Annotated in this window: 21 protein-coding genes; 11 read left to right on the forward strand and 10 right to left on the reverse strand. The window is 69.8% G+C overall.

Annotation, left to right across the window (positions count from 1 at the left end; translation table 11 throughout):
• Positions 1-112: 112 nt before the first annotated feature.
• Positions 113-1,555, reverse strand: coding sequence for a xylulokinase (xylB, locus tag QQX04_RS02595; RefSeq protein WP_301125948.1), 1,443 nt, complete (start codon positions 1,553-1,555; stop codon positions 113-115).
• A gap of 154 nt (positions 1,556-1,709) precedes the next feature.
• Complete coding sequence (gene xylA / locus QQX04_RS02600; RefSeq protein WP_301125950.1) at positions 1,710-2,903, reverse strand: xylose isomerase; 1,194 nt, start codon at positions 2,901-2,903, stop codon at positions 1,710-1,712.
• Between the two features lie 144 nt (positions 2,904-3,047).
• On the opposite strand from xylA, the gene QQX04_RS02605 reads away from it, so the two are divergent.
• Both QQX04_RS02605 and QQX04_RS02610 read left to right on the forward strand, forming a co-directional pair.
• Positions 3,048-4,331, forward strand: a complete 1,284-nt coding sequence (locus QQX04_RS02605) for an ROK family transcriptional regulator (protein ID WP_301125952.1) — start codon at positions 3,048-3,050, stop codon at positions 4,329-4,331.
• Between the two features lie 97 nt (positions 4,332-4,428).
• On the forward strand, positions 4,429-5,379 hold the full coding sequence (locus QQX04_RS02610; RefSeq protein WP_301125954.1) for a 2-hydroxyacid dehydrogenase: 951 nt from the start codon (positions 4,429-4,431) through the stop codon (positions 5,377-5,379).
• A gap of 45 nt (positions 5,380-5,424) precedes the next feature.
• On the opposite strand, the gene QQX04_RS02615 is transcribed toward QQX04_RS02610, so the two are convergent.
• The 5 genes from QQX04_RS02615 to QQX04_RS02635 all read right to left on the reverse strand — a co-directional run bounded on the left by QQX04_RS02615 (position 5,425) and on the right by QQX04_RS02635 (position 9,678).
• Entirely contained in the window at positions 5,425-5,805 is a 381-nt protein-coding gene (locus QQX04_RS02615) for a DUF1801 domain-containing protein (RefSeq protein WP_301125956.1), read from the reverse strand.
• Positions 5,806-5,888: 83 nt separating this feature from the next.
• Complete coding sequence (locus tag QQX04_RS02620) at positions 5,889-7,211, reverse strand: cryptochrome/photolyase family protein (RefSeq protein ID WP_301125958.1); 1,323 nt, start codon at positions 7,209-7,211, stop codon at positions 5,889-5,891.
• 183 nt (positions 7,212-7,394) lie between these two features.
• Positions 7,395-7,958, reverse strand: a complete 564-nt coding sequence (locus tag QQX04_RS02625; protein WP_301125960.1) for an NADPH-dependent FMN reductase — start codon at positions 7,956-7,958, stop codon at positions 7,395-7,397.
• Between the two features lie 106 nt (positions 7,959-8,064).
• Positions 8,065-8,757 (reverse strand): NADPH-dependent FMN reductase, encoded by a 693-nt coding sequence (locus tag QQX04_RS02630; RefSeq protein WP_301125962.1) that lies wholly within the window; start codon positions 8,755-8,757, stop codon positions 8,065-8,067.
• A 159-nt stretch (positions 8,758-8,916) separates the two neighbouring features.
• A complete protein-coding gene (locus tag QQX04_RS02635) occupies positions 8,917-9,678 on the reverse strand; it encodes a MerR family transcriptional regulator (RefSeq protein WP_301125964.1) in 762 nt (253 codons plus the stop codon).
• 94 nt (positions 9,679-9,772) lie between these two features.
• On the opposite strand from QQX04_RS02635, the gene ilvD reads away from it, so the two are divergent.
• The 3 genes from ilvD (at position 9,773) to QQX04_RS02650 (ending at position 14,822) form a co-directional block, all read left to right on the forward strand.
• Positions 9,773-11,470, forward strand: coding sequence for a dihydroxy-acid dehydratase (gene ilvD, locus QQX04_RS02640; protein ID WP_301125965.1), 1,698 nt, complete (start codon positions 9,773-9,775; stop codon positions 11,468-11,470).
• Positions 11,471-11,667: 197 nt separating this feature from the next.
• A complete protein-coding gene (locus tag QQX04_RS02645; RefSeq protein ID WP_301125966.1) occupies positions 11,668-13,296 on the forward strand; it encodes a hypothetical protein in 1,629 nt (542 codons plus the stop codon).
• Between the two features lie 113 nt (positions 13,297-13,409).
• Positions 13,410-14,822: a WD40 repeat domain-containing protein gene (locus QQX04_RS02650; protein WP_301125967.1), complete on the forward strand. Its 1,413-nt coding sequence runs from the start codon at positions 13,410-13,412 to the stop codon at positions 14,820-14,822.
• Positions 14,823-14,865: 43 nt separating this feature from the next.
• On the opposite strand, the gene QQX04_RS02655 is transcribed toward QQX04_RS02650, so the two are convergent.
• The 3 genes from QQX04_RS02655 to QQX04_RS02665 all read right to left on the reverse strand — a co-directional run bounded on the left by QQX04_RS02655 (position 14,866) and on the right by QQX04_RS02665 (position 17,234).
• A complete protein-coding gene (locus QQX04_RS02655; RefSeq protein ID WP_301125969.1) occupies positions 14,866-15,399 on the reverse strand; it encodes a hypothetical protein in 534 nt (177 codons plus the stop codon).
• Positions 15,400-15,576: 177 nt separating this feature from the next.
• A complete protein-coding gene (locus QQX04_RS02660) occupies positions 15,577-16,560 on the reverse strand; it encodes a DUF5692 family protein (RefSeq protein WP_301125971.1) in 984 nt (327 codons plus the stop codon).
• A 29-nt stretch (positions 16,561-16,589) separates the two neighbouring features.
• Complete coding sequence (locus QQX04_RS02665) at positions 16,590-17,234, reverse strand: TetR/AcrR family transcriptional regulator (RefSeq protein ID WP_301125973.1); 645 nt, start codon at positions 17,232-17,234, stop codon at positions 16,590-16,592.
• Between the two features lie 181 nt (positions 17,235-17,415).
• Between QQX04_RS02665 and QQX04_RS02670 the strand changes: the two genes are divergently transcribed.
• The 6 genes from QQX04_RS02670 to QQX04_RS02695 all read left to right on the forward strand — a co-directional run bounded on the left by QQX04_RS02670 (position 17,416) and on the right by QQX04_RS02695 (position 24,595).
• Entirely contained in the window at positions 17,416-17,955 is a 540-nt protein-coding gene (locus tag QQX04_RS02670; RefSeq protein WP_301125975.1) for an RNA polymerase sigma factor, read from the forward strand.
• Complete coding sequence (locus tag QQX04_RS02675) at positions 17,952-19,520, forward strand: hypothetical protein (RefSeq protein WP_301125977.1); 1,569 nt, start codon at positions 17,952-17,954, stop codon at positions 19,518-19,520. Before QQX04_RS02670 ends, QQX04_RS02675 begins: the two co-directional genes overlap by 4 nt.
• A gap of 470 nt (positions 19,521-19,990) precedes the next feature.
• Positions 19,991-21,883, forward strand: a complete 1,893-nt coding sequence (locus QQX04_RS02680) for an acetolactate synthase large subunit (protein WP_301125979.1) — start codon at positions 19,991-19,993, stop codon at positions 21,881-21,883.
• Positions 21,880-22,398, forward strand: coding sequence for an acetolactate synthase small subunit (gene ilvN / locus QQX04_RS02685; RefSeq protein ID WP_301125994.1), 519 nt, complete (start codon positions 21,880-21,882; stop codon positions 22,396-22,398). Before QQX04_RS02680 ends, ilvN begins: the two co-directional genes overlap by 4 nt.
• A 72-nt stretch (positions 22,399-22,470) precedes the next feature.
• Positions 22,471-23,502, forward strand: a complete 1,032-nt coding sequence (gene ilvC / locus QQX04_RS02690) for a ketol-acid reductoisomerase (protein ID WP_301125996.1) — start codon at positions 22,471-22,473, stop codon at positions 23,500-23,502.
• 16 nt (positions 23,503-23,518) lie between these two features.
• Entirely contained in the window at positions 23,519-24,595 is a 1,077-nt protein-coding gene (locus QQX04_RS02695; protein WP_301126025.1) for a 3-isopropylmalate dehydrogenase, read from the forward strand.
• The last annotated feature ends 140 nt before the right edge of the window (positions 24,596-24,735 follow it).

Raw genomic sequence — 24,735 nt, forward strand, 5'->3', positions numbered from 1 at the left:
GCGTGCGCGTGTCAGCGCACATCGGCCTGACGGAGTGTTCGGTGTACGGCATCCGCCGTAGGGGGCACCCTGAGGGTGTGTCGGGGGTGCGCCTGGGAGAGTGAGGAGACGGTCAGGCCGAGTAGGTGCCTGCGGCGACGCGGTAGCGCTCGAGGATGAGCGGCCTGTGGTCGACGGGAGGCGCTGCGACGACCTCGATGGGCCACTCGGGCCGAGCCCCGGTGAGCGCCCAGGCGGCCTGGACCGCCGCGCCTGCGGCGACGTACTCGCCAGGCGTGGGGATCTCGACCGGCACGCCGAACACCTGGGCTGCGATGGCCTGGACAGCCGGGTTCTGGGCGGCGCCGCCGACGAGTAGCAGGCGCCTCGCCTCGACGCCCTGCGCGAGGATCGCCTCGACGCCGTCGGCCAGGGCGCACAGCATGCCCTCGACTGCGGCGCGTGCGAGGTTCTCCCGCGTGGTGGAGAGAAGGGTGAGCCCGAAGAGCGTGGCGGTGGCGTCGGGAAGGTTCGGGGTGCGCTCGCCCTCGAAGTAGGGCACGAGCACCGCGCCGCCTGCGCCCGGCTGCGCCTCGAGGGCGAGTCGGCCGAGCTCGTCGTGGTCGACGCCCAGCACTCGCGCGAAGGCGTCCAGGACGCGGGCGGCGTTGAGGGTGCACACGAGCGGCAGGTACTCGCCCGACGCGGAGGCGAAGCCGGCGACGATTCCCGACGGGTCCTCGCTGGTGCGCTCGGTGACGGCGAAGACGGTGCCCGAGGTGCCGAGCGAGACGACCACGTCACCGGAGACGGCGCCGAGCCCCAGGCCCGCGGCGGCGTTGTCGCCCGCGCCGGGGCCCACGACGACGTCGGCCAGAAGGGAGCCGTCGGCGGCGGCGGTGTCGACGATCCCGGTGCCGGCTCTCTCCCCGGCGCCGAGCACCCGCGGCACCACGGCGTCGTGGCCGAGCGCGGCGATGAGGAGGTCGCGGTCGTACTCGCCGGTGGCGGGGTTCCAGTAGCCGGTGCCGGAGACGTCGGAGCGGTCGGTCGTCAGCTCCTCAAGGACGGGGCCGAGCGGCGACTGGTCCTCGGGGCCGAAGCCGCGCAGGCGCCAGGTCAGCCAGTCGTGGGGGAGCGCGACGGCGGCGACGCTCGCGGCGTTCTCGGGCTCGGCGTCACGCAGCCAGCGGAGCTTGGTCGAGGTGAAGGAGGCGACGGGCACGAGGCCCGTGCGGGCGGCGAGGGCGTCCGCGCCGAACTCGGAGATGAGGTCCGCGGCGGCGCCGGAGGAGCGGGTGTCGTTCCAGAGCAGGGCATCGCGCACCACGTACCCCTCGGCGTCGAGCGCGACCATGCCGTGCTGCTGGCCCCCGATCGAGACGGCCGCGACGTCCGCGAGCCCGCCCGCGTCCGCGATGGCGGTGACGAGCGCGTCCCACCATGCCTGCGGGTCCACCGACGTGCCGTCAGGGTGCGAGGCGCGTCCGGTGCGGACGACTGCTCCGGTCTCGAGGTCGCGCACGACCACCTTGCAGCTCTGGGTCGAGGAGTCGACTCCGGCGACGAGGGTCATCGCGGGTCCTTTCGGGAGGAGGGGAGGTCGTCAGTTTCCTGCAGGGGATATCTGGGGTGGAGAAGCAGGTCGGGCCCCGGCTGGAGAGGCGCCGGGGCCCGACCCGTGCCGGGGCGCGCCATGAAGGAGGACGCGCGCCCCGGGGCAGGGGTGGCTAGCCGCGGGCGCCCATGAGGTGCTCGGAGGCGAGCTGCTGGAGGCGGACGAAGCCGTAGCCCTTGCCGTTGAAGTGCGCCTCGGCGTCGTAGTCCTCGAAGGCGCTGCGGTCGGCGAGCAGGTCGGCGGTGGTCTCACCCTCGGCAAGGGTGGTGGTGCCGAGCTCGTAGACCTTGGCTGCCTCGAGCGCCTCCTGGACCTCGGGGTCGGCACGGAAGGCCTGGGCGCGCTCCTTGAGCAGCAGGTACATGCTCATGTTCGCCTTCACGGACTCCCACACGCCGGTCTCGTCCTCGGTGCGCGAGGGCTTGTAGTCGAAGTGGCGGGGGCCGTCGTACTTGGGGCCGCCGTTCGCGGAGCCGTGCTCGAGCAGGTCCACGAGCGAGAAGGCGTTGTGCAGGTCGCCGTGGCCGAAGACGAGGTCCTGGTCGTACTTGATGCCGCGCTGACCGTTGAGGTCGATGTGGAACAGCTTGCCGTGGTCGAGCGCCTGCGCGATGCCCGCGGTGAAGTTCAGGCCGGCCATCTGCTCGTGGCCCACCTCGGGGTTGAGGCCGACGAGCTCGGGGTGGTCGAGCGTGTTGATGAACGCCATCGCGTGGCCGACGGTGGGCAGCAGGATGTCGCCGCGGGGCTCGTTCGGCTTCGGCTCGATCGCGAACTTGATGTTGTAGCCCTTGTCGAGCACGTACTGGGCGAGCAGGTTCGCGGCCTCGCGGTAGCGGTCGAGCGCGGAGTTGATGTCCTTGGCACTGTCGTACTCGGCGCCCTCACGGCCGCCCCACATCACGAAGGTCTCGGCGCCGAGCTCGGCGGCGAGGTCGATGTTGCGCAGCACCTTGCGCAGGGCGAAGCGGCGCACGGAGCGGTCGTTGGAGGTGAAGCCGCCGTCCTTGAAGACGGGGTGCGAGAAGAGGTTGGTGGTGACCATCTCGATGACGATGCCGGTGTCGGCGCACGCCTGCTTGAGGTCGTCGATCGCCTTCTGGCGCTGGGCGTCGGTGGAGCCGAACGGGAACAGGTCGTCGTCGTGGAAGGTCATTCCCCAGGCACCGAGCTCCTTGAGCTTGTGCACCGCCTTGACGGTGTCCAGCGGGGCGCGCGTGGGACCACCGAAGGGGTCCGCCGCGGTCCATCCGAAGGTCCACAGTCCGAAGGAGAACCTGTCCTCGGGGGTGGGGGTGGGCGCCATGGTCGTGCTCCGATCTTCGTCGATCAATAGTTGATGCTGTAAACTTAAACATCGAGGGGGTCCCGTGTCAAACGGTGAGCCCTAGGATCGACGAAGCCGCCGACGCCCGTCCCCGCGGCCCCGACGCGCAGGAAGGACCACGAGGTGACCGACGCAGAGCTCGCTCCCACCACGGCTCCCGGCGTCATGCCCGCCACGCCCGCCGCGCTCCCCGGAGGCGTGCTCGTCCCGGGCCACGGTTCCGGTCCCGAGGACACGCGACGCCACAACCTCTCGGCCATCCTCACCGCGGTCCACCATCGCCCGGGGGTCACCCGCGCCGAGCTCACCCGCCTCACCGGGCTCAACCGCTCCACGGTCCTCAAGGTCGTCGCCGAGCTCGTCGAGGGCGAGCTCGTGCACGAGGTCTCGCCCTCCGAGCACACAGGTCGCGGACGGCCGAGCGCCCACGTCTATCCCGCGCGCGACGTCGCCGCCCTCGCGGTCTACCCCGACCTCGACGCTGTCACCGTCGGAGTCATCGGCCTGGGAGGCTCGCTCCTCGGCCGGCTTCGACGCTCCACCGGCGGCCACGCGCGACCCGACGAGATCATCGCTCTGGTGGGCGAGCTCGTCTCGGAGCTCCTCGCCTCGCTTCAGGAGCCCGTCGTCATCGTCGGCGCAGGATGTGCCGTCCCTGGCCTGGTCCGCGCGGCCGACGGCGTGGTCGTCGACGCGCCTCACATGGACTGGCACGACGTCCCGTTCGGGGCGATGCTCTCCGAGGCGCTCGGGCTGCCCGTCCAGGTGCGGAACGACGCGCGCGTCGCCACGGTCGCGGAAGCGGTCTTCGGCGCCGGGCGCGGAATCGCGGACCTCGTGTACCTCAACGGCTCGTACTCCGGCATCGGCGGGGGAGCGATCTCGAGCGGCGCGACGCTGCGCGGTCGTGACGGCTACGGCGGCGAGTTCGGGCACACCCGTGTGGACGGCGGCCGGGAGCATTGTCACTGCGGACGCACCGGGTGCCTCGAGACGGAGGTCAACCTGAGGCGTCTCATGGCCGCGCTGGGCAAGGACGAGGTCGACCTGCCCGACCTGGACAAGGAGATCGCCGACGCCCGGGGGCGTCCGGAGGTGGAGGCCGAGCTCGACCGTCAGATCGGCATTCTCGCGGGAGCGATCGGCGACCTCGCCTCGATCTTCAACCCCTCCGTCGTCGTGCTGGGTGGAGCGCTCGGCTCCCTCGTGGCCGCAGAGCCCGAACGGGTCGCCGCCGCCGTCGCCGCGGACTCCTTCGCACCCATGTCCGGCGGCCTTCAGATCGTGCGTGCCGCGCTTGGGTCGCGGGTCCACCTGGTCGGCGCGGCCGAGGTGTTCATGCTCGCCTACCTGCGCGACCCTGCGCAGCTCGCCGAACGCGTCGCAGCGCTCAGGCGCGCCGCCTGACTCATCGCCGCGCGAGCATCGCGCCTGGTGCAGGTAGACGAGGGCCCAGGTGCCGCGTGCGAGTGGATCGCCGCCCCGCCCGTGCCAGACTTGCCGCATGATCACCGTCGCCGTGCCTGACCAGGAAGTCGCCGACGCCCTCGGGCAGATGGGTGACGACGTACGAGTCGTCCAGTGGAGCCCCAAGGAGTCCGACGCGCCCGAGGCCGAGCGCGACAGGATCGACCTCGTCTGCCTGCCCCACCTTCACGGCGGTCGGCGCGTGTACGGACGCATGGGCCAATGCCGGAACCTCAAGGTGATCCAGATCCCGAGCGCCGGGTACGAGCACGTCGCGGGGCTCGTCCCGGACGGCGTCGTGCTCGCCAATGCGCGAGGGGTGCACGACACCCGGGTCGCCGAGATGACTGTCGGCCTCGCGCTCGCGTCCCGACGGCGGCTGCCGCAGTTCATCGATGCGCAGCGCAGGGGAGTGTGGGAGCAGGATCCGTGGACGCCCGCGCTCGCGGACTCGCGTGCGCTGATCGTCGGCTACGGCTCTATCGGCGCGGCCATCGCCTCGCGCTTCAGGGCCTTCGAGATGCACGTCGAGGGAGTGGCGCGCTCGGCGCGGATCGCGCCCGACGGCACCACGGTGCATGCCGTCTCCGATCTGCAGTCGCTTCTGCCCGACTTCGACCTGGTCGTGATCGTCACGCCCCATGACGAGACGACGGACAGGCTGGTGGACGCCGAGTTCCTCGCAGCGATGCCCGACGGCGCGCTGCTCATCAACGTGGGCCGCGGCAGGGTGGTGGACACTGAGGCGCTGCTCGCAGAGCTGGAGTCAGGGAGGCTGCACGCGGCGCTCGACGTGACGGACCCTGAGCCGCTCCCGGAGGGCCACCCGCTCTGGACGGCGCCCCACTGCCTGATCACCCCGCACATCGCGGGGTTCGAGGTGCTGACGAATCGGCGGTACACGGATCTGGTGCACCGTCAGGTCGAGGCGCTTCGGGAGGGGCGACCTCCGGTCAATGCGGTGATGACCGGCACAGCCGCGCGCTGACGGCTCCGCGTGGGCCGCGCTGCGGGACGGGCAGCGGAACCTGCGTCAGGAGGCGGCCTTCGCCTGCTCGGCGGCGTCGCGCCACGCGATCCAGGCGGCGACGATGTCGCAGATCTCCTCGCGGTACTCCTCGGCCTCGGCGATCGACGCGATCTTCATGACCCTGCCCGCCTTGCCGCTGCCTTCGAGGTGCGGGTACTTCCCGGGGATCAGGGCGCCATGGTGGAACATGAGCGTCGCGTGGTTGCGGGAGTTGGGGAAGAACGACGCCAGATTCCCCTTGTAGGTGAAGGTGGGCGTCTTCCACTTGATGCATTCTTCGATGCGATCGTCGGCGGACAGCAGGATGAGGCGGACCCGCTGCACGACATCACGCATCGGGTTGTCGTAGTGGGCCAGCCAGCTGTCCACCTCGTCATATGCCATGACACCAAAGTAACGGCATCTTCCAGCGAATGTGAGTCACGCCACAGAGATTTCGCGAGGAATGGTGTAGGCGAATGCGCCGATCATCCCTTTGATGCGCCTTTTCCGCGCTTCATATGAGCGAGCGAGACCTCGCGTTCAGCCTTGTGGTCCACCATGGGCATCGGATAGCCGGGCGTGTCGAGCTCTGGGATCCAGCGGCGCACGTAGCGCCGGTCGGGATCGAACTTGGCCGCCTGCGTCTCGGGGTTGAAGATCCGGAAGAAGGGCGCCGCGTCGCGGCCCGTGCCCGCGACCCACTGCCAGTTGAGCTGGTTCTGCGAGTGGTCGTAGTCCAGCAGCGCCTTGCGGAAGTGGTCGGCGCCTCGCTGCCACGGCAGGTGGAGGTCCTTCACCAGGAAGCTCGCGACGACCATCCGTACCCGGTTGTGCATCTGGCCGGTCGCGGCGAGCTGGCGCATGCCGGCGTCCACGAGCGGGAACCCCGTCTCGCCTCGTCGCCATGCGCCGAACGACTCGTCGGCCTCACGTCCCGTCGTCCATGCGTCGTCCGGAAGCGCGGGCGTCAGCGACTCCTTCTGTCCCCGCGGGTGATGGTGGAGCACGTCGGCGTGGAACTCACGCCATGCGACCTCGGACTCGAAGGTGCGCGCTGCGTCGTGGCGCACCTTCTCCGTAGCGGCCAGGATCGTGCGCGGATGCACCTGGCCATAGGCGAGGGGTACCGACAGGTGGGAGGTCGAGTCCAGGTCGGGGCGGTCGCGCTCGTCCTTGTAGCGGGCGAGGTCGCCTTCGACGAACGCGCGCAGATCGTCCAGGATCTGGGTCTCGCGGAACTCGTGACGGGCCTCGAGGGGGTCCTCAGCGTCGCCGTGCGCCGCCTCCTGGTCGAGCGAGACGTCCGAGTCGAGAGGTCGGAGGGCCTCGACATCCGCCGCAGCGGCGGGGGCGCGCCAGCCGTGCTCGCGCCAGGCGTGGGAGAACGGGGTGAAGACCTGATAGGGCGATCCGTCGCCCTTGACCACGCGACCGGGCGCCACCGCGTAGGGGCTGCCCACGAACCGCAGCTCTCTGCCGTCGGCCTCCAGCGCCGCCTTGACCTCGTCCTGCTCGCGCACCCCGGCCGGGCTGAACTCGCGCTGCGCCCAGACGACGCGGGCATCGGACTCCTGCGCCGCCGCGAGCAGCAGCTCGGCTGCGGGGCCCCGGCGCACCGCGAGGGCGCCACCCGAGTCCTCGCGCAGGCTCCACAGGACGCGCGCAAGGTGCGCGCGGCGGCGGCCTGACCAGAAGTGGAGCGCCGGCCCCCAGGGGAAGACCATCGCTGCGGGGCTGTCGGCCTGAGCCTCGAGCAGTGCAGGGTTGTCATGGAGGCGCAGGTCGCGTCGGGCCCACCAGAGAGTCATGTCCTCTTCAAGGCTCGGGTCGCCCTGCGCATTCCTTCGGCTGCTCCGGGTCGTGCGTGTGACGCCTCGGGAATGCACGAAGGTCCCCGCCGATCGCGTCGGCGGGGACCTTCGTGTGCGGCGCGCCAGTGACGCGCGCCGGGTCTCCGTGCCGTCCGGGGGTTCGGGCGGCGCGGGGATGTCTTACGCGGAGACGGTCTCCGTGGCGAACTTGGAGACGTGCGCCGCAGCGGCCTCGGCGAAGCCACGCAGGACGGCGGCAGCGGCCTCGTCCTGGAGCGATCCGTCAGCGGCGAAAGCGTCGGGGTTGTAGTGGAAGAAGGTCTCCGGCTGGCCCATGGTGGGCGCGTTGAAGTGCGCGAGGATGTTGCGCAGGTGCTGCTGCGCCATGGCGGTGCCGGCGGCGGAGATCGACGCGCCCATGACGGCGACGGGCTTGCCGGTGAAGGAGTTCTGGCCCCACGGGCGGGCGGCCCAGTCGAGCGCGTTCTTGAGCACGCCGGGGATCGAGCGCGAGTACTCGGGGGTGACGATGATGACGCCGTCGACGGCCTCGATCGAGTCCTTCCAGGCGCGGCCCACGGCGGGGAAGTCGCCGTCGAGCTCGTAGTTGTAGATGGGGAGCTCGGAGAGGTCGAGGAACTCGGCCTCGTAGCCCTCGGGGAGCATGGTGGCGACGGCCTGTGCGACCTTGCGGTTGATGGAGCCCTCGGCGATGGAGCCGACGATGAAACCGATACGAGGCATGGCTGTTCCTCCTTCTGAAAGGTGAATGGGATGGGCGCGGCGTCCGCGCCGCTATCCACGTCAACTTATATGACTATTCAACTATTCCAGATAGTTGAGGATTCAATCAAATCGGAGCGGAGGCTCCGGCTCGAGTCGCGAGCGGGATGCCCACCTCAGGGCTCTGCGGGACCGACGGCGCAGGGCGCGCCATCCCCGCAAGGGGGCTCGGCGGCGCTATGAGCGCAGGCGAGGGCTCGCGCCCCGACGCCCGCATCTCATGGACCGCATGGCCCACCGCGGCGCGCAGGAACTCCTCGACATCATGGAAGAGCTCCACGTCGCTGCAGGTGCCGTCGTCCGTCAGGCTGCCGTCCGGCACCTCGAAGGTCCGCTCCGGCTGGCCGAGCAGGACGGCGCCAGAGTCCAACAGCACCGTCCGCAGGTGCTGGAGGCTCGCGAACGTGCCCGCGCCGGGCGCGGCCGCGCCCGCGATCGCGACCGGCATCCCGCGAAGCGCCCCGGGAGTGCCGTCGGCGCCCGCCCAGTCGAGAGCGTTCTTCAGGACGCCGGGGATCGACCTGGTGTGAGTGGGGGCGACGACGATCAGCGCGTCGAGAGCGGCGACGGACCGCCGCCATGCAAGGCCCGCCGAGGGCGTCGGCACGTCCGTGTACGGGGTGTGGCCTGGGAGCGAGGCGTACATGAGCTCGGTGAGGCTGTGGCTGCCGCGGGGCATGAGCCGCTGGAGCAGCGCGGACAGCCGACGCGTGGTGCGCGCCTCGGGGAGAGGCCCGATCATCAATCCGAAGTCGGCCATGGGCGCCTTTCGTCGTGGCGCGCCGAAAAGGCCGCGCGGGAATGAAGCGTTCAGTCCTGCTGCGCGATCCAACCTCTGCAGCGGCGCTGCTATTCCCCACGTGTCCGGCACTGCTCGGCCGGCCCCCGGGGCGCGTCAGCCCCTAGAGGCGTGCGTCTTCTACAGGTGCGCGTCCGCGTAGATCGCGGCGGCGTCCCGCAGGAGTCGTGCAGCGCCCGGGGCAACCTCGTCGTAGTGCGCCCTGAAGCGGTCGTCGTCCACGTACATCTGCGTGAGCGACCTGTACGCCTCCGCATCCGGGGTCCAGATCTCGCTCAGCCAGGCGTGGTGACGCGCCACGACCTCCTGCACCTCCTGGGAGCCGGGGGAGAAGCCGACCCTGACGGCCGCGCCGAGCGCCTCGACGATCTCCCGGTCGGTGCGCATGTGCCTCTTCTTCCCGTCGTCGCCGAGCCGCTGCCAGCTGGCGTTCGCCCGGTCGACGGCGTCGTCGCCCCAGCGCTCTCTCGCCTCGGGCTCGTACTGCTCGTGGTCGAAGCCGTCGAAGATCTGTTCGCTTGTCATGGGCTTGCCCTTCTCAAGGGAGTCGATGGTGCGCGCGACGGTGGCCGCGAGCCTGGCGTAGCGGTCGCGTTCGCTGGTGAGCCCGTCGAGGTGATCCCGCATGAGGGCGATCACCGTCGCCGGATCCTCCGCGTCCACGATCTGCGCGACGCGGTCGAGGCTTGTGCCCAGCTCGCGCAGGACAAGGATGTGCTGGAGGCGCAGGAGCTCCGTGTGGCCGTAGTGCCGGCGCCCGTCGGATCCGGTCCAGGCGGGGGTCAGGAGGCCCCTGTCGTCGTAGTGGCGCAGGGTGCGGCTCGTGACCCCGCTCATGCGTGCGACCTGGGCGATGTCCCAGGTGGTGTCGGTCTCGGTCATGGCATCAGCGTAGAAGTTGACGCGGCGTCAACGTCAAGCGCTCTTTTTCGGCCTCGGCGCTCACGCGCGCGTGGCCGGTCCTAGACTCGGCCCCATGACAGAGACGCCCGACATCAAGCCCCGTTCCCGCCAGGTGACCGACGGCATCGAGGCGACAGCGGCGCGAGGCATGCTCCGCGCCGTCGGCCTCGGTGACGACGACTTCGCGAAGCCCCAGATCGGCATCGCGAGCTCGTGGAACGAGATCACCCCCTGCAACCTCTCGCTCCAGCGCCTCGCCCAGGCCTCCAAGTCGGGCGTCCACGCAGGCGGCGGCTACCCGCTCGAGTTCGGCACCATCTCCGTGTCCGACGGCATCTCGATGGGCCACGAGGGCATGCACTACTCGCTGATCTCGCGCGACCTCATCGCCGACTCGGTCGAGACGGTCATGCTCGCGGAGCGGCTCGACGGCTCCGTGCTGCTCGCCGGCTGCGACAAGTCGCTTCCCGGCATGCTCATGGCAGCGGCCCGCCTCGACCTGGCGTCGGTGTTCCTCTACGCCGGCTCGATCATGCCGGGTCACGTGACGCTGTCCGACGGCACCAGCAAGGACGTCACGATCATCGACGCCTTCGAGGCGGTCGGCGCCGTGTCCCGCGGGCTCATGTCCGAGGAGGATCGACTGGCGATCGAGAAGGCGATCTGCCCCGGCGAGGGTGCCTGCGGTGGCATGTACACCGCCAACACGATGGCGTCCGTCGGTGAGGCGCTCGGCATGTCGATCCCCGGCTCCGCCGCCCCGCCCTCGGCCGACCGTCGTCGTGACTTCTACGCCCACAAGTCGGGTGAGGCCGTGGTGAACATGCTCCGCAAGGGCATCACCGCGCGCGACATCATGACCAAGGAGGCATTCGAGAACGCGATCGCCGTGGTCATGGCCTTCGGTGGCTCCACCAACGCGGTGCTGCACCTTCTCGCGATCGCCAACGAGGCGGACGTGGACCTCACGCTCGACGACTTCGCTCGCGTGGCCGCCAAGGTGCCGCACCTGGGCGACCTCAAGCCCTTCGGCCAGTTCGTGATGAACGACGTGGACCGCGTGGGCGGCGTGCCCGCCGTCATGAAGAGCCTCCTTGACGAGGGCCTCATGCACGGCGACGTCATGACCGTGACCGGCAAGACGCTCGCCGAGAACCTCGAGGACCTCAAGCCGAACAAGCTCGACGGCCGCGTGGTCCGCGCGATGAACAACCCGATCCACAAGACGGGCGGCATCACGATCCTCAAGGGCTCGCTCGCCCCCGAGGGTGCCGTCGTGAAGTCCGCAGGCTTCGACGACTCGGTCTTCGAGGCGACTGCCCGTGTCTTCGACCGTGAGCGCGCCGCGCTCGATGCGCTCGAGGACGGCACCATCCAGGCCGGCGACTGCGTCGTCATCCGCTACGAGGGTCCCAAGGGTGGTCCGGGCATGCGCGAGATGCTTGCCATCACCGCCGCCATCAAGGGTGCGGGGCTGGGCAAGGACGTGCTGCTCATCACCGACGGACGCTTCTCCGGCGGGACGACGGGCCTGTGCGTGGGCCACATCGCGCCGGAGGCGGTCGACGCCGGTCCGATCGCGTTCGTCCAGGACGGCGACAAGATCACGCTGAACGTGGCCGACGGCTCGCTCGAGCTGCACGTCAGCGACGAGGAGCTGGCCGCGCGCAAGGAGGGCTGGGAGCCCATCGCGCCGCGCTTCACCAAGGGCGTGCTCGGCCGCTACCAGAGGATGGTGCAGTCGGCGTCGAAGGGCGCAGTGCTCGCCTGATCTGAGTCTTCTGAGCGGGGCCCCGGAGCGATCTGCTCCGGGGCCCCAACCTTCTCTCGAGCGGCCTCGTTTCATGTGCAGGGGGTGAGCAGTGCTTCGCCCCTGCCGAAATGTGACGAGATCGTTGCCCGAGCGGGATGTCGCCTCGATCGTCATCGCGCTAGGTTCGATTCAGTACTGAGAACGAGGGGGCACGAGTGAACGAGGAGCCGGGCGCAGCTTCCGAGCTGCCGGAGACGAGCGAGGTGGCCAGCAAGGGGCAGAAGCCCTGGTACGCGGCGTTCTCCAAGCCGATCGTATGGGGGCCGACGGCGGGCGTCGCCGCACTTGTCGTCGGTGCGCTCGTGTTCGTCGCCGTGTCAGGTGGTGGCGATGCTGAGGCGGCTGGGGTCGCCTCGTCGACTCCGTCGCCGACCGAGATCAGCGAGTCCGCCGACGCGCAGTCCGGCTCGCATGGCACGTCACCCAGCGCGACCGCGGAACCTTCGGCCACGGCGTCCCCCGAGCCGTCGTCGTCTGCCACCGCTGGAGCCGAGGCATCGGCGGGACCTGAGGGAGGTCAGGACATCGGCGCTCCGGCGGATGGGGACGCGCTCGCATCGACTGCCACCCTCTGCGTGCCCGACGCCTCCTCCACCGCGGTCTCCACCTCGGCAGACGGCGTGATGATGGGCGATCCCGATGCGACGAGCAAGGCCGTGGCTCCCAAGAGTCTCAAGTGGGGAGGCTTCTTCGACCCCCACCTGTCGGCGGACGGGACCTTCCTCACGGTCGTCGGCTCCGAGGAGGGCGTCGAGACCGCCATGGTCGTGAAGACGGCCACCGGTGCGAGGATCGCGTCCCACGGAGGCTTCGGGAACGCGGTCGCCGAGTGGAACCCCGCGCTCACGCGCGTCGCGCTCGGCTGGACCGCGGACGAGACGATGCATGTGACGGTCGTCCAGCCCTCCACGGGCGCCGAGCGCGAGCTGGTCGCATGGGGCGGCAGGCTCGTGGATTCGCTGGCATGGTCGTCCGACGGAGCCTGCCTTCTCATCACCCACCGCAGCGTCTACGACGCCTATGACCTCGACCCGGCGGTCCATGCGTTCGGCGTGATCGACGTGGCGAGCGGGGACTACGTCGAGCTCGGTGTGGGTTCGGATGCGGTGTACGGAGCCGAGGGGATCGTGTTCACCACGGCAGAGGGCTCTCGCACGCACATGGCGACCATGGGCTCCAACGGATACGGCGAGAGGACCCGTGGCATCGGCGACGGGGGAAGCAGGAATCAGGCATCCGGCGGGTCCGACTACCTCATCGACCTCGACCGCGATCTCATGATCTACGGGCAGAACTCGTCCACCTCCAGCGCGACTCTGCGCAACGCGCACCCCTCCGGGGACGGTGACGGGACGCTCGCCACCATCACGGGCAACGTTCAGGACACGGCGCTGGCCCGCGACGGCTCCCGCGTCGCCTTCACGGCGGCCGACTACGAGCAGTCCACCGATCGCCTCGGCATGGTGAGATCCATCGGTGGCCCCGTGGTGTGGGCAGACCTGTCGCTCGCCAACGACCAGCGTCTCCTCGGTCTCTCGTGGGCGCCCGACGGCTCCGGCGTGGTGACCATGGTCATCACCTCTGGCACCAACTCGACGGCGTCGACTGTGCAGCCGATCCTCGTCGCGCTCGACGGCTCCGTCACGCCGCTCGCCTCGGCAGTGGCGGGCAGCTCCTCCTGCGATCCGACGTGGTCTGCCGACGGCGACACCCTCGTGTGGTGCGCGGGAGGCGACTACCCGGCGGAGACTGCGAAGGCTCGACTCTACGTGGTCACCCGTTGATCTCTGAGGGCGCGGAACCTCGAGACCCGCGAGCTCGGAGCGGCGCCGGGACGAGCGAGGTGGTCTCCCGATCTCGCTCCTCCAGGCTGCTGCAGACTGCGAAGCGGCCGATCGTGTGGGGGCCGACCGCCGGAGTCGCAGCCGTGCTGATCGGCGTGATCGCGGCCGTCCAGGTCGCCGGGTCAGGGGAGACGGTCGCGGCGGAGCCCTCGGCCTCGCCCACGAGCTCCGTGACGTCGGCCGGGTCGCCTGCGACATCGGCCACGGCTGGCACCGCGCCGTCCGCCGCGGCAGAGCCGAGCCCCTCGGCCTCCGCGTCTCCCTCCGTCGCCCCCGGCGTGGATGTGGTGGAGATCGGGCGTGATGCGCCTTACGCCAACCCGTATGACGACGCGGACACGGGCACGTTGATCGAGATCGCCGACTTCGTGACCTCGGCAGAACTGTCGCCGGACGACGACTTCATGATGGTGTACGCCCAGCTCGACGAGTACGACACCACGGTTCAGCTCATCGACGTGGAGACCGGCGTCGATCACGGTCCCGGGGTCTGGACGAATGCGTCATCGGCTGCGTGGGTGCCGGGTCAGGACCACCTCGCGCTGATCGCGATGCCCGAGGACGGCGGCCCGGTGGGGCTCACCCTCGTCGATGCCGCGACGGGTGAAGCGCGCGAGCTCGGAGACCTCGATGGTGCGTGGGTGAAGAGCGTCGAGGTGACCAACGACGGCCGCTTCGCGGCGGTGACGCTCGGTTCCGACGACCACCGCGCGTGGCTCGACCACGACCTCCAGTCCAAGTCGGTGGTCCTCGTCGACCTGTCGGACGGGTCCACCCAGACCGTCGGAGCCTCCTCGTCCGCAGGCTTCGTGCCGGACGGCTCCGGCATCTTCCTGTGGTCCTCGGCGAACGGGACGAGGCAGCTCATCCTGTACGACCTGGGCAGCGACACCGCGACCGTGACCGCGGTGCCGGAGTCCGCGGTGCACATCGCCTCGCGGCTGCGATTCAGCGACGACGGCTCGCGCGCAGTGTTCTGGATGCCCAAGGGTCAGGCGTCGCGAAGCATCGCCGTGATCGACGCGGACGGGTCGGACTACCGGTCGCTCGTCACTGCGAAGACCGACGCCCTCTCGCTCGACTGGGTCGACGCGCACACGGTGATGGTGGTCCGAGGCACGCACTCCCAGCGCAGCCTCGCGCTGGTGGACGTGGACTCTGCCACGGTGCCGTGGGAGCTCGACGGCGATCTCCTCTATCCCGGCGCCGCCATGCAGTACGCCACGATGCTCCCGGATCGCTCGGGTGCGGCGTTCATCTACAACTACCGAGGGCCCGACTTCGCGTTCGTCTCGAGCTGGGAGGACGCGCCGGGCGACTCCGTGGCGGTGTTCTACACCGCGGATTTCCCGAGCCGTCCGGTGCTCGCGCCGATCTGGAGCTCCGACGGGTCGCAGATGTTCTGGTTCTTCGAGCGCACCTCCGCTTCGGAGGCCTCGATGCTGGTGCTGACCGCGGAGGAGTAGGCGTCCCCTCCTTGGCTGCGGTTCGTGGTGACGTCCCGCCGCGTCAGGCGTCGGCCCCGGCCAACAGGGTGGCCGCCTCCTCGCTCGTGGCGTAGACGACCTCGTACTGCTCGTCGATCAGCGGGGCGACGGCCGCTGCGCGGCGCGCCTGCACCCTGGCGTGGCTGAAGTAGCCCGCCGTCCAACCCAGAAGACCCAGCGCACCTGCGATGACGGTGAGCGCGGGAAGGTCCCAGTCCGTGATCGCGAACACGGAGACGGCCATCAGTGCGGAGCCGACGATGCCGAAGCCCAGCGAGACCTGCAGAGCGGCCGCCGACTTCGACCGCTCGAGCTGAGCGATGCTGTCGAGTGCGGCCGCGCAACGGCGCTGAAGCGCCATCACCGCGGCGCGGTTCTTGACGCGTCGGTCGCGCTTGATCTTGAGCACGACCGTGCCGGGGCGGCGAGGGTCGAATGCGCGGGACTCGAGGTCCCACCCGAAGTTCCGGTACGTGTCTGCGTGGAGCGATTCGAGCTCCCGCGGGGCAGCGATCGTGAGGTAGTCGTAGGCGACGAACGCGGGGTGGTCTGTCATGGTGTCTCTCCTTGTCTGGGCGATGACTCCACGTTGCCCCGGGGCAGGGTGCACGCGCATCGTCCAGTCGCAGGCTCTCGATGTCATCCATCCGCGGTATGCCGAGGGGCCCCGGAGAGTGATCTCCGGGGCCCCTCGGGGAGCGGTGCGGACCTGTTCCGGTCCATTGCGTTGACGTCAGACGCCCACGGTCTCCTTGCGCTCGACGCCTGCCGCGGCGAGCTGCTCGGGACGGGCGCCGGGGATGGTCTCGACGACCTGCTTGTACGCCTCCGTGTCGTCGTAGATCTCGACCTTGAGCGGGTTCTTGCGGCCCTTGACCATCTTCGTGATCTGGAGGACGGCGAGCGCCACGTTCGCGGCGAGCGCGAGGGCGGAGACGGTGAAGAGCGCGACCGGGTCGTGCGAGGACTCGACCGAGAACTGGGAGTCGCCGACGAAGGCCGGCACCGCCATCGTCCACATCATCCAGAATGCGAGCGTGTGCGCGCGGTGCTGGAGCCATGCGCCCTTGCGGATGAAGAAGGCCGGGATCGTGCAGCTGATGAGCAGCGCGGCGCCTGCGTAGAACGAGTGGTCGCCCACGCAGTTGTAGACGTACGCGAAGTTCCAGATGTCGTACGCGATGATCCACGGCCAGATCATGTCGGGGAAGATCATGTCCTTGGTCTTGTCACGCGAGATGTAGATGCCCATCCAGCCGGTGATCGCGAGCAGGTTGATGAGGCCGGCGATGCCGTTCATGTAGTTCCACGAGCCGGAGAGCATGTAGACGCCGTCGACCATGCCGTCGGCGCCCATCGCGCCCACCTGGAAGTCGCGGATGCACGCCTCGAGGATGTTGAGCGCGAGGATCCCCGCAGGGAACATCAGCGCGTACTTGTTCTTCGCGAGGCGCGGGATGTACCGGATCGCGAGGAATCCCAGGCAGCCTGCCAGCGCCGAGTAGACCTTGACCCAGTGGAACCACGTGCCGGTGGAGGAACCTTCGCCGGCGGTGTGCGGCCACACGAAGATCGTGAGCAGCACGGGTACGGCGATGAAGAAGAACATGCCGGCGTAGGGGCCGCGGCGCGAGAGCTCGTTGAGCCCGATCAGGGCTCCGAGCACCACGAACCACATGACCCCCTGGGCCAGCGTGATCGATTCGAACAGGAACATTGCTCTCTCCTTGAGAAGCGTTCCGCGGGCTACGCGTCCGCGGAGGGTTGATCCCGGTCGGGGCCCCGGGTGGGGTGCGGCGCCAGCCGGAGGGTCTGGCGCACGATGTCGGCGAGCACGTCGTCGCCGAGCGCTGGGTTCGTGCGGATCAGGCCGATGATGCCGTGGAGCAGCATGGCGAACGTCTCTCGCACGTGGGTGATCTCGATGGTGTGGCGGGCCGCGTAGGCGGGGATGGTGGTCTCCTCGAGCACGTCGAGGAGCGCGGTGATCGACTGGTCCAGGTAGCGGACGTAGAGGCCCGCGTCGTCGAAGCGGGGGAGGGGGTTCGCGGTGCGCGCCTCCCCGTCGATCCGGTGGGGCATGTTGCGTCGGAAGAGCTGGACGTACGACGCGACGGCGCCGTCGATGTCTCCTGGGGTGCGGGCGGCGTCCCAGGCGCGCAGCTCGTCGGCGAAGTCCTGGACGCAGGCGTCGAGCACCTGGTCCACGAGCCGCTCCATGGACCCTGCGTAGTGGTAGACGAGGCTGCGGGCGACGCCCACCTCGTCGGCGATGTGCTGGAACGTGGTCGCGCGTACCCCTTGCCGGGCGAAGAGGGTGCGGGCGGCGTCGACGATCTCCTCGCGGCGCTCCTCGGGAGGCTTCACGGTGCGGGATCGGCGCTGGTCCATGCCTTGACCGTAGACCTTATTGACAATGTGTCAATTGGGACCTGGGTCCTGATCGGGCCTGGTCAGCAATCGTTCTGCGACACGGACCTCCGCACCAGAGCACCCGCCGGCGCCCCCGGTAGCGTTCCTCGCACAACCTTTCGGGACGCTGCGCCGTTCCTACGGTGTGAGAGGGGCAGACATGGATCCGGACGGCTTGCTGGCCTACCTGTGCGAGCACAGATACGGCAGGCTGATCGCGCTCGCGACGATGATGCGCGGCACCCGCGACGGCGCCGACGACGTGGTGCAGGACGCGCTCGTCGCGGTCTTCTCGAAGCCTCGCAGGTTCCCCTCCGAGGCTGCCGCCGAGGCGTACGTCAGGAAGGCGATCACCACGCGTGCCCTCGACGAGCACCGGCGCACGGGCCGCGAACGGAACGCGACCCTGCGGCTCGCGACGCTGATCCCGCAAGCCCATCACGACCCCGAGCCGGCCTGGTCCCGGGAGATCGACCGCGCGCTCGCCGACCTGACGCCCAGGGTGCGCGCATGCGTGATCCTGCGATACCTCGACGACCAGTCGATCCAGCAGACGGCCGACCTCCTCGGCCTCAGCCCAGGCGCGGTCAAGCGCTACACGTCCGACGGGATCCGCGCTCTCAACGCGGCTCTCGGCACCACGGCGGATCCGGACGACCATCCCTCGCCCGCCCCGATCGTCACGAAGGGGTCACTGTGAACGGCATCCACGACGACGACCTCGGCCGTCTCCTGCGCGCAAGGTCCGAGCAGCTCGCGTCACGCGAGCCTGCCCCCGACGAGAGAGCGGTCGACGCGATGGTCGCCCGGTCGAGGTCGGCCCGCACCCGTGCCCGGACGATGCGCGTCGGCGCCGTCGCGGCCTCCGTCGCGGTCGTCGGCGCGGCCGCCGCCGGTGTGGTCCTGTGGGGTGGCGGCGCGTCCGAGGTCCCGCCCGCGACGCCCACGCCTTCGCCTACGGAGGTCTCGGCTAGCCCGTCGTCCTCCGCTCCGGCTCCCACCTTCGAGGCGACGCTGCTCGACGGGTTCCTCCCGGTCCCTCACCTGCCCGCCGAGGCCGTCCCCTGGGATGAGCTCGGCGCCGGCTGGTTCGTCGTGGCGGGCGCGTCGCCTGGGCCGGCTGGCGGCTATGACGAGAGCGGAGAGCTCGACTTCGACTGGCACGACGCCATCGAGCCTGACGTGGGCATCTCGCTGCTGTCGCCTGCTGGCGAGTGGTACGCGGTGCGCGGGTTCGAGGGAACCGGTGCGGGCGAGGTGGCCGCGTGGGACGGGTCGGACCTGTGGCTCGAGACAGCCGCCGTGTCCGGACCCGATATGGACGGCGTGAGGCTGATGGCGATCGACGCGCGCACCGGAGAGGCCACGGCGCCGACTCGCGAGCTCGTCGCCGGGCAGCTCGTCCCGCTGCGCACCGGCTCGATGATGAGCATCACCTCGGCCTTCGGGTACGGCCGCGCTGACGTGCTCTACGGGTACCTGACCGGCATGGACCTGATCGATGCCGACGGCTCGCAGTCCACGTTGTGCCCCCAGGAGGGCTGGGACGGCTATGGGCTCGGCACGATGTGGCAGGACCTTTCATACTTCGTGGGACCCGGCGCCGACGCTCCTGTGCTCTGCTTCCTTGAGAGGAGCGGCGACAGCGCGGGCACGACGGCCGTCTTCGTCGCCCATGCGGCGACGGGGGAGATGACGCAGATCGCGACGTTCTCGAATCCTGCGGATCGTTACGCGTTCGCGGGCTGGAGGGATGCCTCCACCGCGTATGTCGCGCGCCTCGCGCCCGGCTCCGAGCCTGCCGGAGTGGCGGCCATGTTCCTGGTCGACATCTCGGACGGCTCTGCCACCGAGGTCTCGCTTCCGATGTACGACGGGCTGTTCGCCGAGCCTCGCTTCGAGGCCCGAGTGGTGCAGGCGTTCTACGACCGCGTCAGCGAGCGCCACGTGCGGCTTGAGGCCCAAGGACGGGACGAGTGGATCTCTGCGTACTTGTCTGGTGACGAGAGCGGCGGCATCGAGACCGCCTGGGAGGTCGAGGTGTTCGACGCACCCGGCGCGGGCCTCGGATCGGTCACGTGGTCGTGCCCCTCTGGTTTCCCGGAGGGCGTGGACTCGTCGGGAGGCCTGCTCGCCTTGCGCTGCGGACTCCCGACCGGCGAGGTGACGGCGATCGGGCTTGTGGACCTGGCAGACGCCTCGCTGGTCGGCGAGTGGCAGTTCGACGACCTCCTGCTCACCGTCTCCGCGCCGCCCGCAGACTGAGGCGGGGGCCGCCGCCCGCCTTCCCTCGCCCCGCGGTGCGGTCCCACGCGGTTGCGCCGCGCCCGCCCTCCTTCGCCCCGCGCCCGCCAGACAGTACGAACCAATTCCTGGCGCGACACCCCGAGTGTCGTCGCCTCGCTCGATCGTGCCGCGGCGTGTCGGCTGTGAGAGTGGTGCGTACTGTCGGGGGAGGGTCAGAGGCCACGTGGCAACCCTCCATCGCGTCTCACTATGTAAAACGGTGAACCACGATGTGAGATTCTTCCCCGATTCGTCGTCGTGGATCCCGAGCCGGGCGTACTGTGAAGACATGCAGGCGATCGTCGTAGTACTTATCGGGCGCGCGGACCACTAGTCCACGACCCGGCATCGTCCGCGCGCATCCTCCCCGAAGCCTTCCGGCGAAGGGGTTTTTTCATGCGGGGCGGACGTCGACCGCCCCGCATCCTCGAAGCAGAGCAGGAGAGAAGATGGCACAGGTGAAGGCGAAGCCCACCGCACCGCCGACCTCGCCGCGCCCCGCCGGAAGCGGCGGCGTGGCCCCCACGGGTCCCGTCGGCGCCCTTCCGACGCCCTACGCGGACCCGGACCCGGAGCTCAACGGCCGCCAGATGACCGGCGCCGAGGCGATCATCCGATCGCTCGAGAACGCCGGCGCGACCGACGTCTTCGGCCTCCCGGGCGGCGCGATCCTCCCCACGTACGACCCGCTGATGGACTCCACCAAGCTCCGGCACATCCTCGTGCGCCACGAGCAGGGCTCGGGCCACGCTGCGCAGGGCTACGCGCACGCCACCGGCAAGGTCGGCGTCTGCATCGCCACCTCCGGCCCTGGCGCCACCAACCTCGTCACCGCGATCGCCGACGCGAACATGGACTCGATCCCCATGGTCGCCATCACCGGCCAGGTGGGCGCCGCGCTGATCGGCACCGACGCGTTCCAGGAGGCCGACATCGTCGGCATCACCGCACCGATCACCAAGCACAACGTGCTCGTGAAGGACCCCGCGGAGATCCCCAGGGCGATCGCCGAGGCGTTCTACATCGCGAGCCACGGCCGCCCCGGCCCCGTGCTCGTGGACGTCGCCAAGTCCGCGCAGCAGGCCATGACCGAGTTCCAGTGGCCCGAGCGCATCGACCTGCCAGGCTTCAACTCCGGCGCCAAGCCGCACGCGAAGACCGTCCAGGAGGCCGCGCGCCTGCTCGCCACCGCGCGTCGTCCCGTGCTGTACGTGGGAGGCGGCGTGATCCGCTCCGGCGCCTCCGCCGGCCTGCGCAAGCTCACGGACCTGTCCGGCGCCGCCGTCGTCACCACGCTCATGGCACGTGGCGCGCTGCCCGACTCGCACCCGCAGCACCTGGGCATGCCCGGCATGCACGGCACCGTCGCCGCGGTGGCCGCCCTCCAGAAGGCCGACCTCATCGTCGCCCTCGGCGCCCGCTTCGACGACCGCGTGACCGGCAAGCTCTCCAGCTTCGCTCCGCACGCCGCGATCGTGCACGCGGACATCGACCCGGCGGAGATCGGCAAGAACCGTGCCGTGGACGTGCCGATCGTGGGCGACCTCAAGGACGTCTTCAACGAGCTGGTGCCCGCGCTCGCGCAGGAGCACGAGCGCCACGGCAAGCCGGACCTCGAGGCCTGGTGGCAGCAGCTGGACGACTGGCGCACCACCTACGCGCTCGGCTACCAGGAGACCGCCGACGGGCTGTCCAACCCTCAGTACGTCATCCAGCGCCTGGGCGAGCTGAACGACCCCGACACGACGATCTACACGTCGGGCGTGGGCCAGCACCAGATGTGGGCCAGCCAGTTCATCAAGTACGAGCACCCCAACACGTGGATCAACTCGGGAGGCCTGGGCACCATGGGCTTCTCCGTGCCCGCCGCGATGGGCGCCCAGGTGGGCGCGCCGGACAAGCAGGTGTGGGCGATCGACGGCGACGGCTGCTTCCAGATGACCAACCAGGAGCTGGTCACCTGCGCGCTGAACAACATCCCCATCAAGGTGGCGATCGTCAACAACTCGTCGCTCGGCATGGTGCGTCAGTGGCAGACCCTGTTCTACGAGTCCCGCTACTCGAACACCGACCTTCACACGGGCCATGGCACCATCCGCGTGCCCGACTTCGTGAAGCTCGCCGAGGCGATGGGCTGCGTCGGCCTGCGCTGCGAGTCCGATGCGGACGTGGACGCCACGATCAAGCGAGCCAACGAGATCAACGACCGCCCGGTGGTCGTCGACTTCACGGTGTCGCGCGACGCCATGGTGTGGCCGATGGTGGCCGCGGGCGTCAGCAACGACGAGATCCAGTACGCCAGGGGCGTCGCCCCGGCGTGGGAGCGCGAGGAGAACGCATGACCACCCACACCCTCTCGGTCCTGGTCGAGAACAAGCCCGGCGTGCTCGCACGCGTTGCCGGACTGTTCTCCCGCAGGGCGTTCAACATCCACTCGCTCGCGGTGGGCCAGACGGAGCACCCCGAGATCTCCAGGATCACGGTGGTCGTCGACGTCGACGAGCTGCCGCTCGAGCAGGTCACCAAGCAGCTCAACAAGCTGGTGCACGTGCTCAAGATCGTGGAGCTCGAGCGCGACCGCTCGGTGCAGCGCGACCTGCTGCTCATCAAGGTGCGCGCGGATGCCCGCCAGCGTGCCGACGTGCTGCAGATCGTGGACCTGTTCCGCGCCCACGTCGTGGACGTCGCTCCTGACTCGGTCGTGATCGAGGCGGTCGGCACCTCGGAGAAGCTCCAGGCCCTCCTCGCCGCGCTCGCCCCGCACGACGTCCGCGAGATCGTCCAGTCCGGCACCGTGGCGATCGGCCGCGGCTCGCGATCCATCACCGAGCGCGCCCTTGAGCGCGTCACCGCCTGACCTCAACCGTCCGCCGTCGCAGACGGCGGTTCACCCGTACCCCACACACCCCGAACAAGGAGCGAAAACCGCATGGCTGAGATGTTCTACGACAAGGACGCCGACCTCTCGATCGTCCAGGGCAAGAAGGTCGCGATCGTCGGCTACGGCTCGCAGGGCCACGCCCACGCGCAGAACCTGCGCGACTCCGGCGTCGACGTCCGCGTCGCGCTGCGCGATGGCTCGAAGTCGGCCGCGAAGGCCGAGAACGACGGCTTCACCGTCATGAACGTCGCCGACGCGTCCGCGTGGGCCGACCTCATCATGATCCTCGCGCCCGACCAGCACCAGCGCACCATCTACAACGACGAGATCAAGCCGAACCTCGCGCCCGGCAAGACCCTCGCGTTCGCGCACGGCTTCAACATCCGCTTCGGCTACATCGAGGCTCCCGAGGGCGTCGACGTCATCCTGATCGCCCCGAAGGCCCCGGGCCACACCGTGCGTCGCGAGTTCGTCGCGGGCCGCGGCATCCCGGACATCATCGCCGTCGAGGTCGACGCGTCCGGCACCGCCTGGGCGACCGCGCTGTCCTACGCGAAGGGCATCGGCGGCACGCGCGCCGGCGTCATCAAGACCACCTTCACCGAGGAGACCGAGACCGACCTGTTCGGTGAGCAGGCCGTCCTCTGCGGTGGCATGTCGCACCTGGTCCAGACCGGATTCGAGGTCCTCACCGAGGCCGGCTACCAGCCCGAGATCGCCTACTTCGAGGTGCTCCACGAGATGAAGCTGATCGTGGACCTCATGTGGGAGGGCGGCATCGCCAAGCAGCGCTGGTCCATCTCCGACACCGCCGAGTACGGCGACTACGTGTCCGGCCCGCGCGTCATCACCCCCGAGACGAAGGAAGCCATGAAGGGGATCCTCAGCGACATCCAGACGGGTGCGTTCGCCGAGCGCTTCATCGCGGACCAGGACGCCGGCGCTCCGGAGTTCACGTCCCTTCGCGAGAAGGAGGAGTCGCACCCGATCGAGAAGACCGGCAAGGAGCTCCGCGCCCTGTTCTCGTGGTCCGACGCCAAGGTGGACGAGGACTACGTCGACGGCTCGGCCGCTCGCTGAGGACGGCACAGTGACGCTGCTCGACAACCCGCGCGTCGGCCCGGCCGACGCGGAGAAGGTCTACAAGCTCGCGGTCGTCGCGGGTGACGGCATCGGCCCGGAGGTCGTGAAGGAGGGGCTGAAGTGCCTCGCCGCCGCGATCGAGGGTCAGGGCATCGCCTTCGACACGACGGAGTTCGACCTGGGCGCGAACCGGTGGCACGCCACCGGCGAGACCTTGACGGACACCGACCTCGAGGCGATCAAGGGCAACGACGTGATCCTGCTGGGCGCCATCGGCGACCCGACGGTCCCGTCGGGCGTGCTCGAGCGTGGCGTGCTGCTGCCGCTGCGCTTCGCGCTCGACCAGTACGTCAACCTGCGTCCGTCGCGCCTGTACCCGGGGGAGGTGTCGCCGCTGGCCAACCCGGGCGACATCGACTTCGTGGTGGTGCGCGAGGGCACGGAGGGTCCGTACGTCGGCAACGGCGGCGCTCTGCGCGTCGGCACGCCGCACGAGATCGCGACCGAGGTGTCCGTGAACACCCGTCACGGTGTGGAGCGCGTGGTCCGCTATGCGTTCGACGTGGCGTCCAAGCGTGACCGCAAGCACGTGACGTTGGTGCACAAGCACAACGTGCTCGTGCACGCGGGCCACCTCTGGCGTCGCTCGGTCGAAGCCGTCGCGCAGGAGTTCCCGACCGTGTCGTGGGACTACCTGCACGTGGACGCCGCGACCATCAAGCTGGTCACGGACCCCGCATCGTTCGACGTGATCGTCACCGACAACCTGTTCGGCGACATCCTCACGGACGAGGCGGCGGCCATCTCCGGCGGCATCGGGCTCGCGGCGTCGGGCAACGTCAACCCTGACAAGACCGCACCGTCGATGTTCGAGCCGGTCCACGGCTCGGCACCCGACATCGCCGGTCAGGGCAAGGCCGACCCGTCGGCCACCGTCCTCTCGGTCGGCATGCTGCTGGACTTCCTCGGCTACGGGGAGCTCGCGGCCAAGGTCGAGGCCGCTGTCGCGGCCGACGCCGCGGAGAAGGGCGCCGCGGTGCGCTCGACCTCCGAGGTCGGCGACGCGCTCGCGGCGCGGATCCGCGGCTAGCACCACGTATCACCCTTCGCCGGAAGCGGGTCACTCACCGCCGCTTCCGGCCGTGATCCGGGACAACCGGGTCGCTCAGCGTCGGGGGGGGGGGGGCCCCCCCCCCCCCCCCCCCCCCCGGCCCCCCCCCCAACCCCCCC

Source organism: Demequina zhanjiangensis, from assembly GCF_030418315.1.
GTDB lineage: Bacteria > Actinomycetota > Actinomycetes > Actinomycetales > Demequinaceae > Demequina > Demequina zhanjiangensis.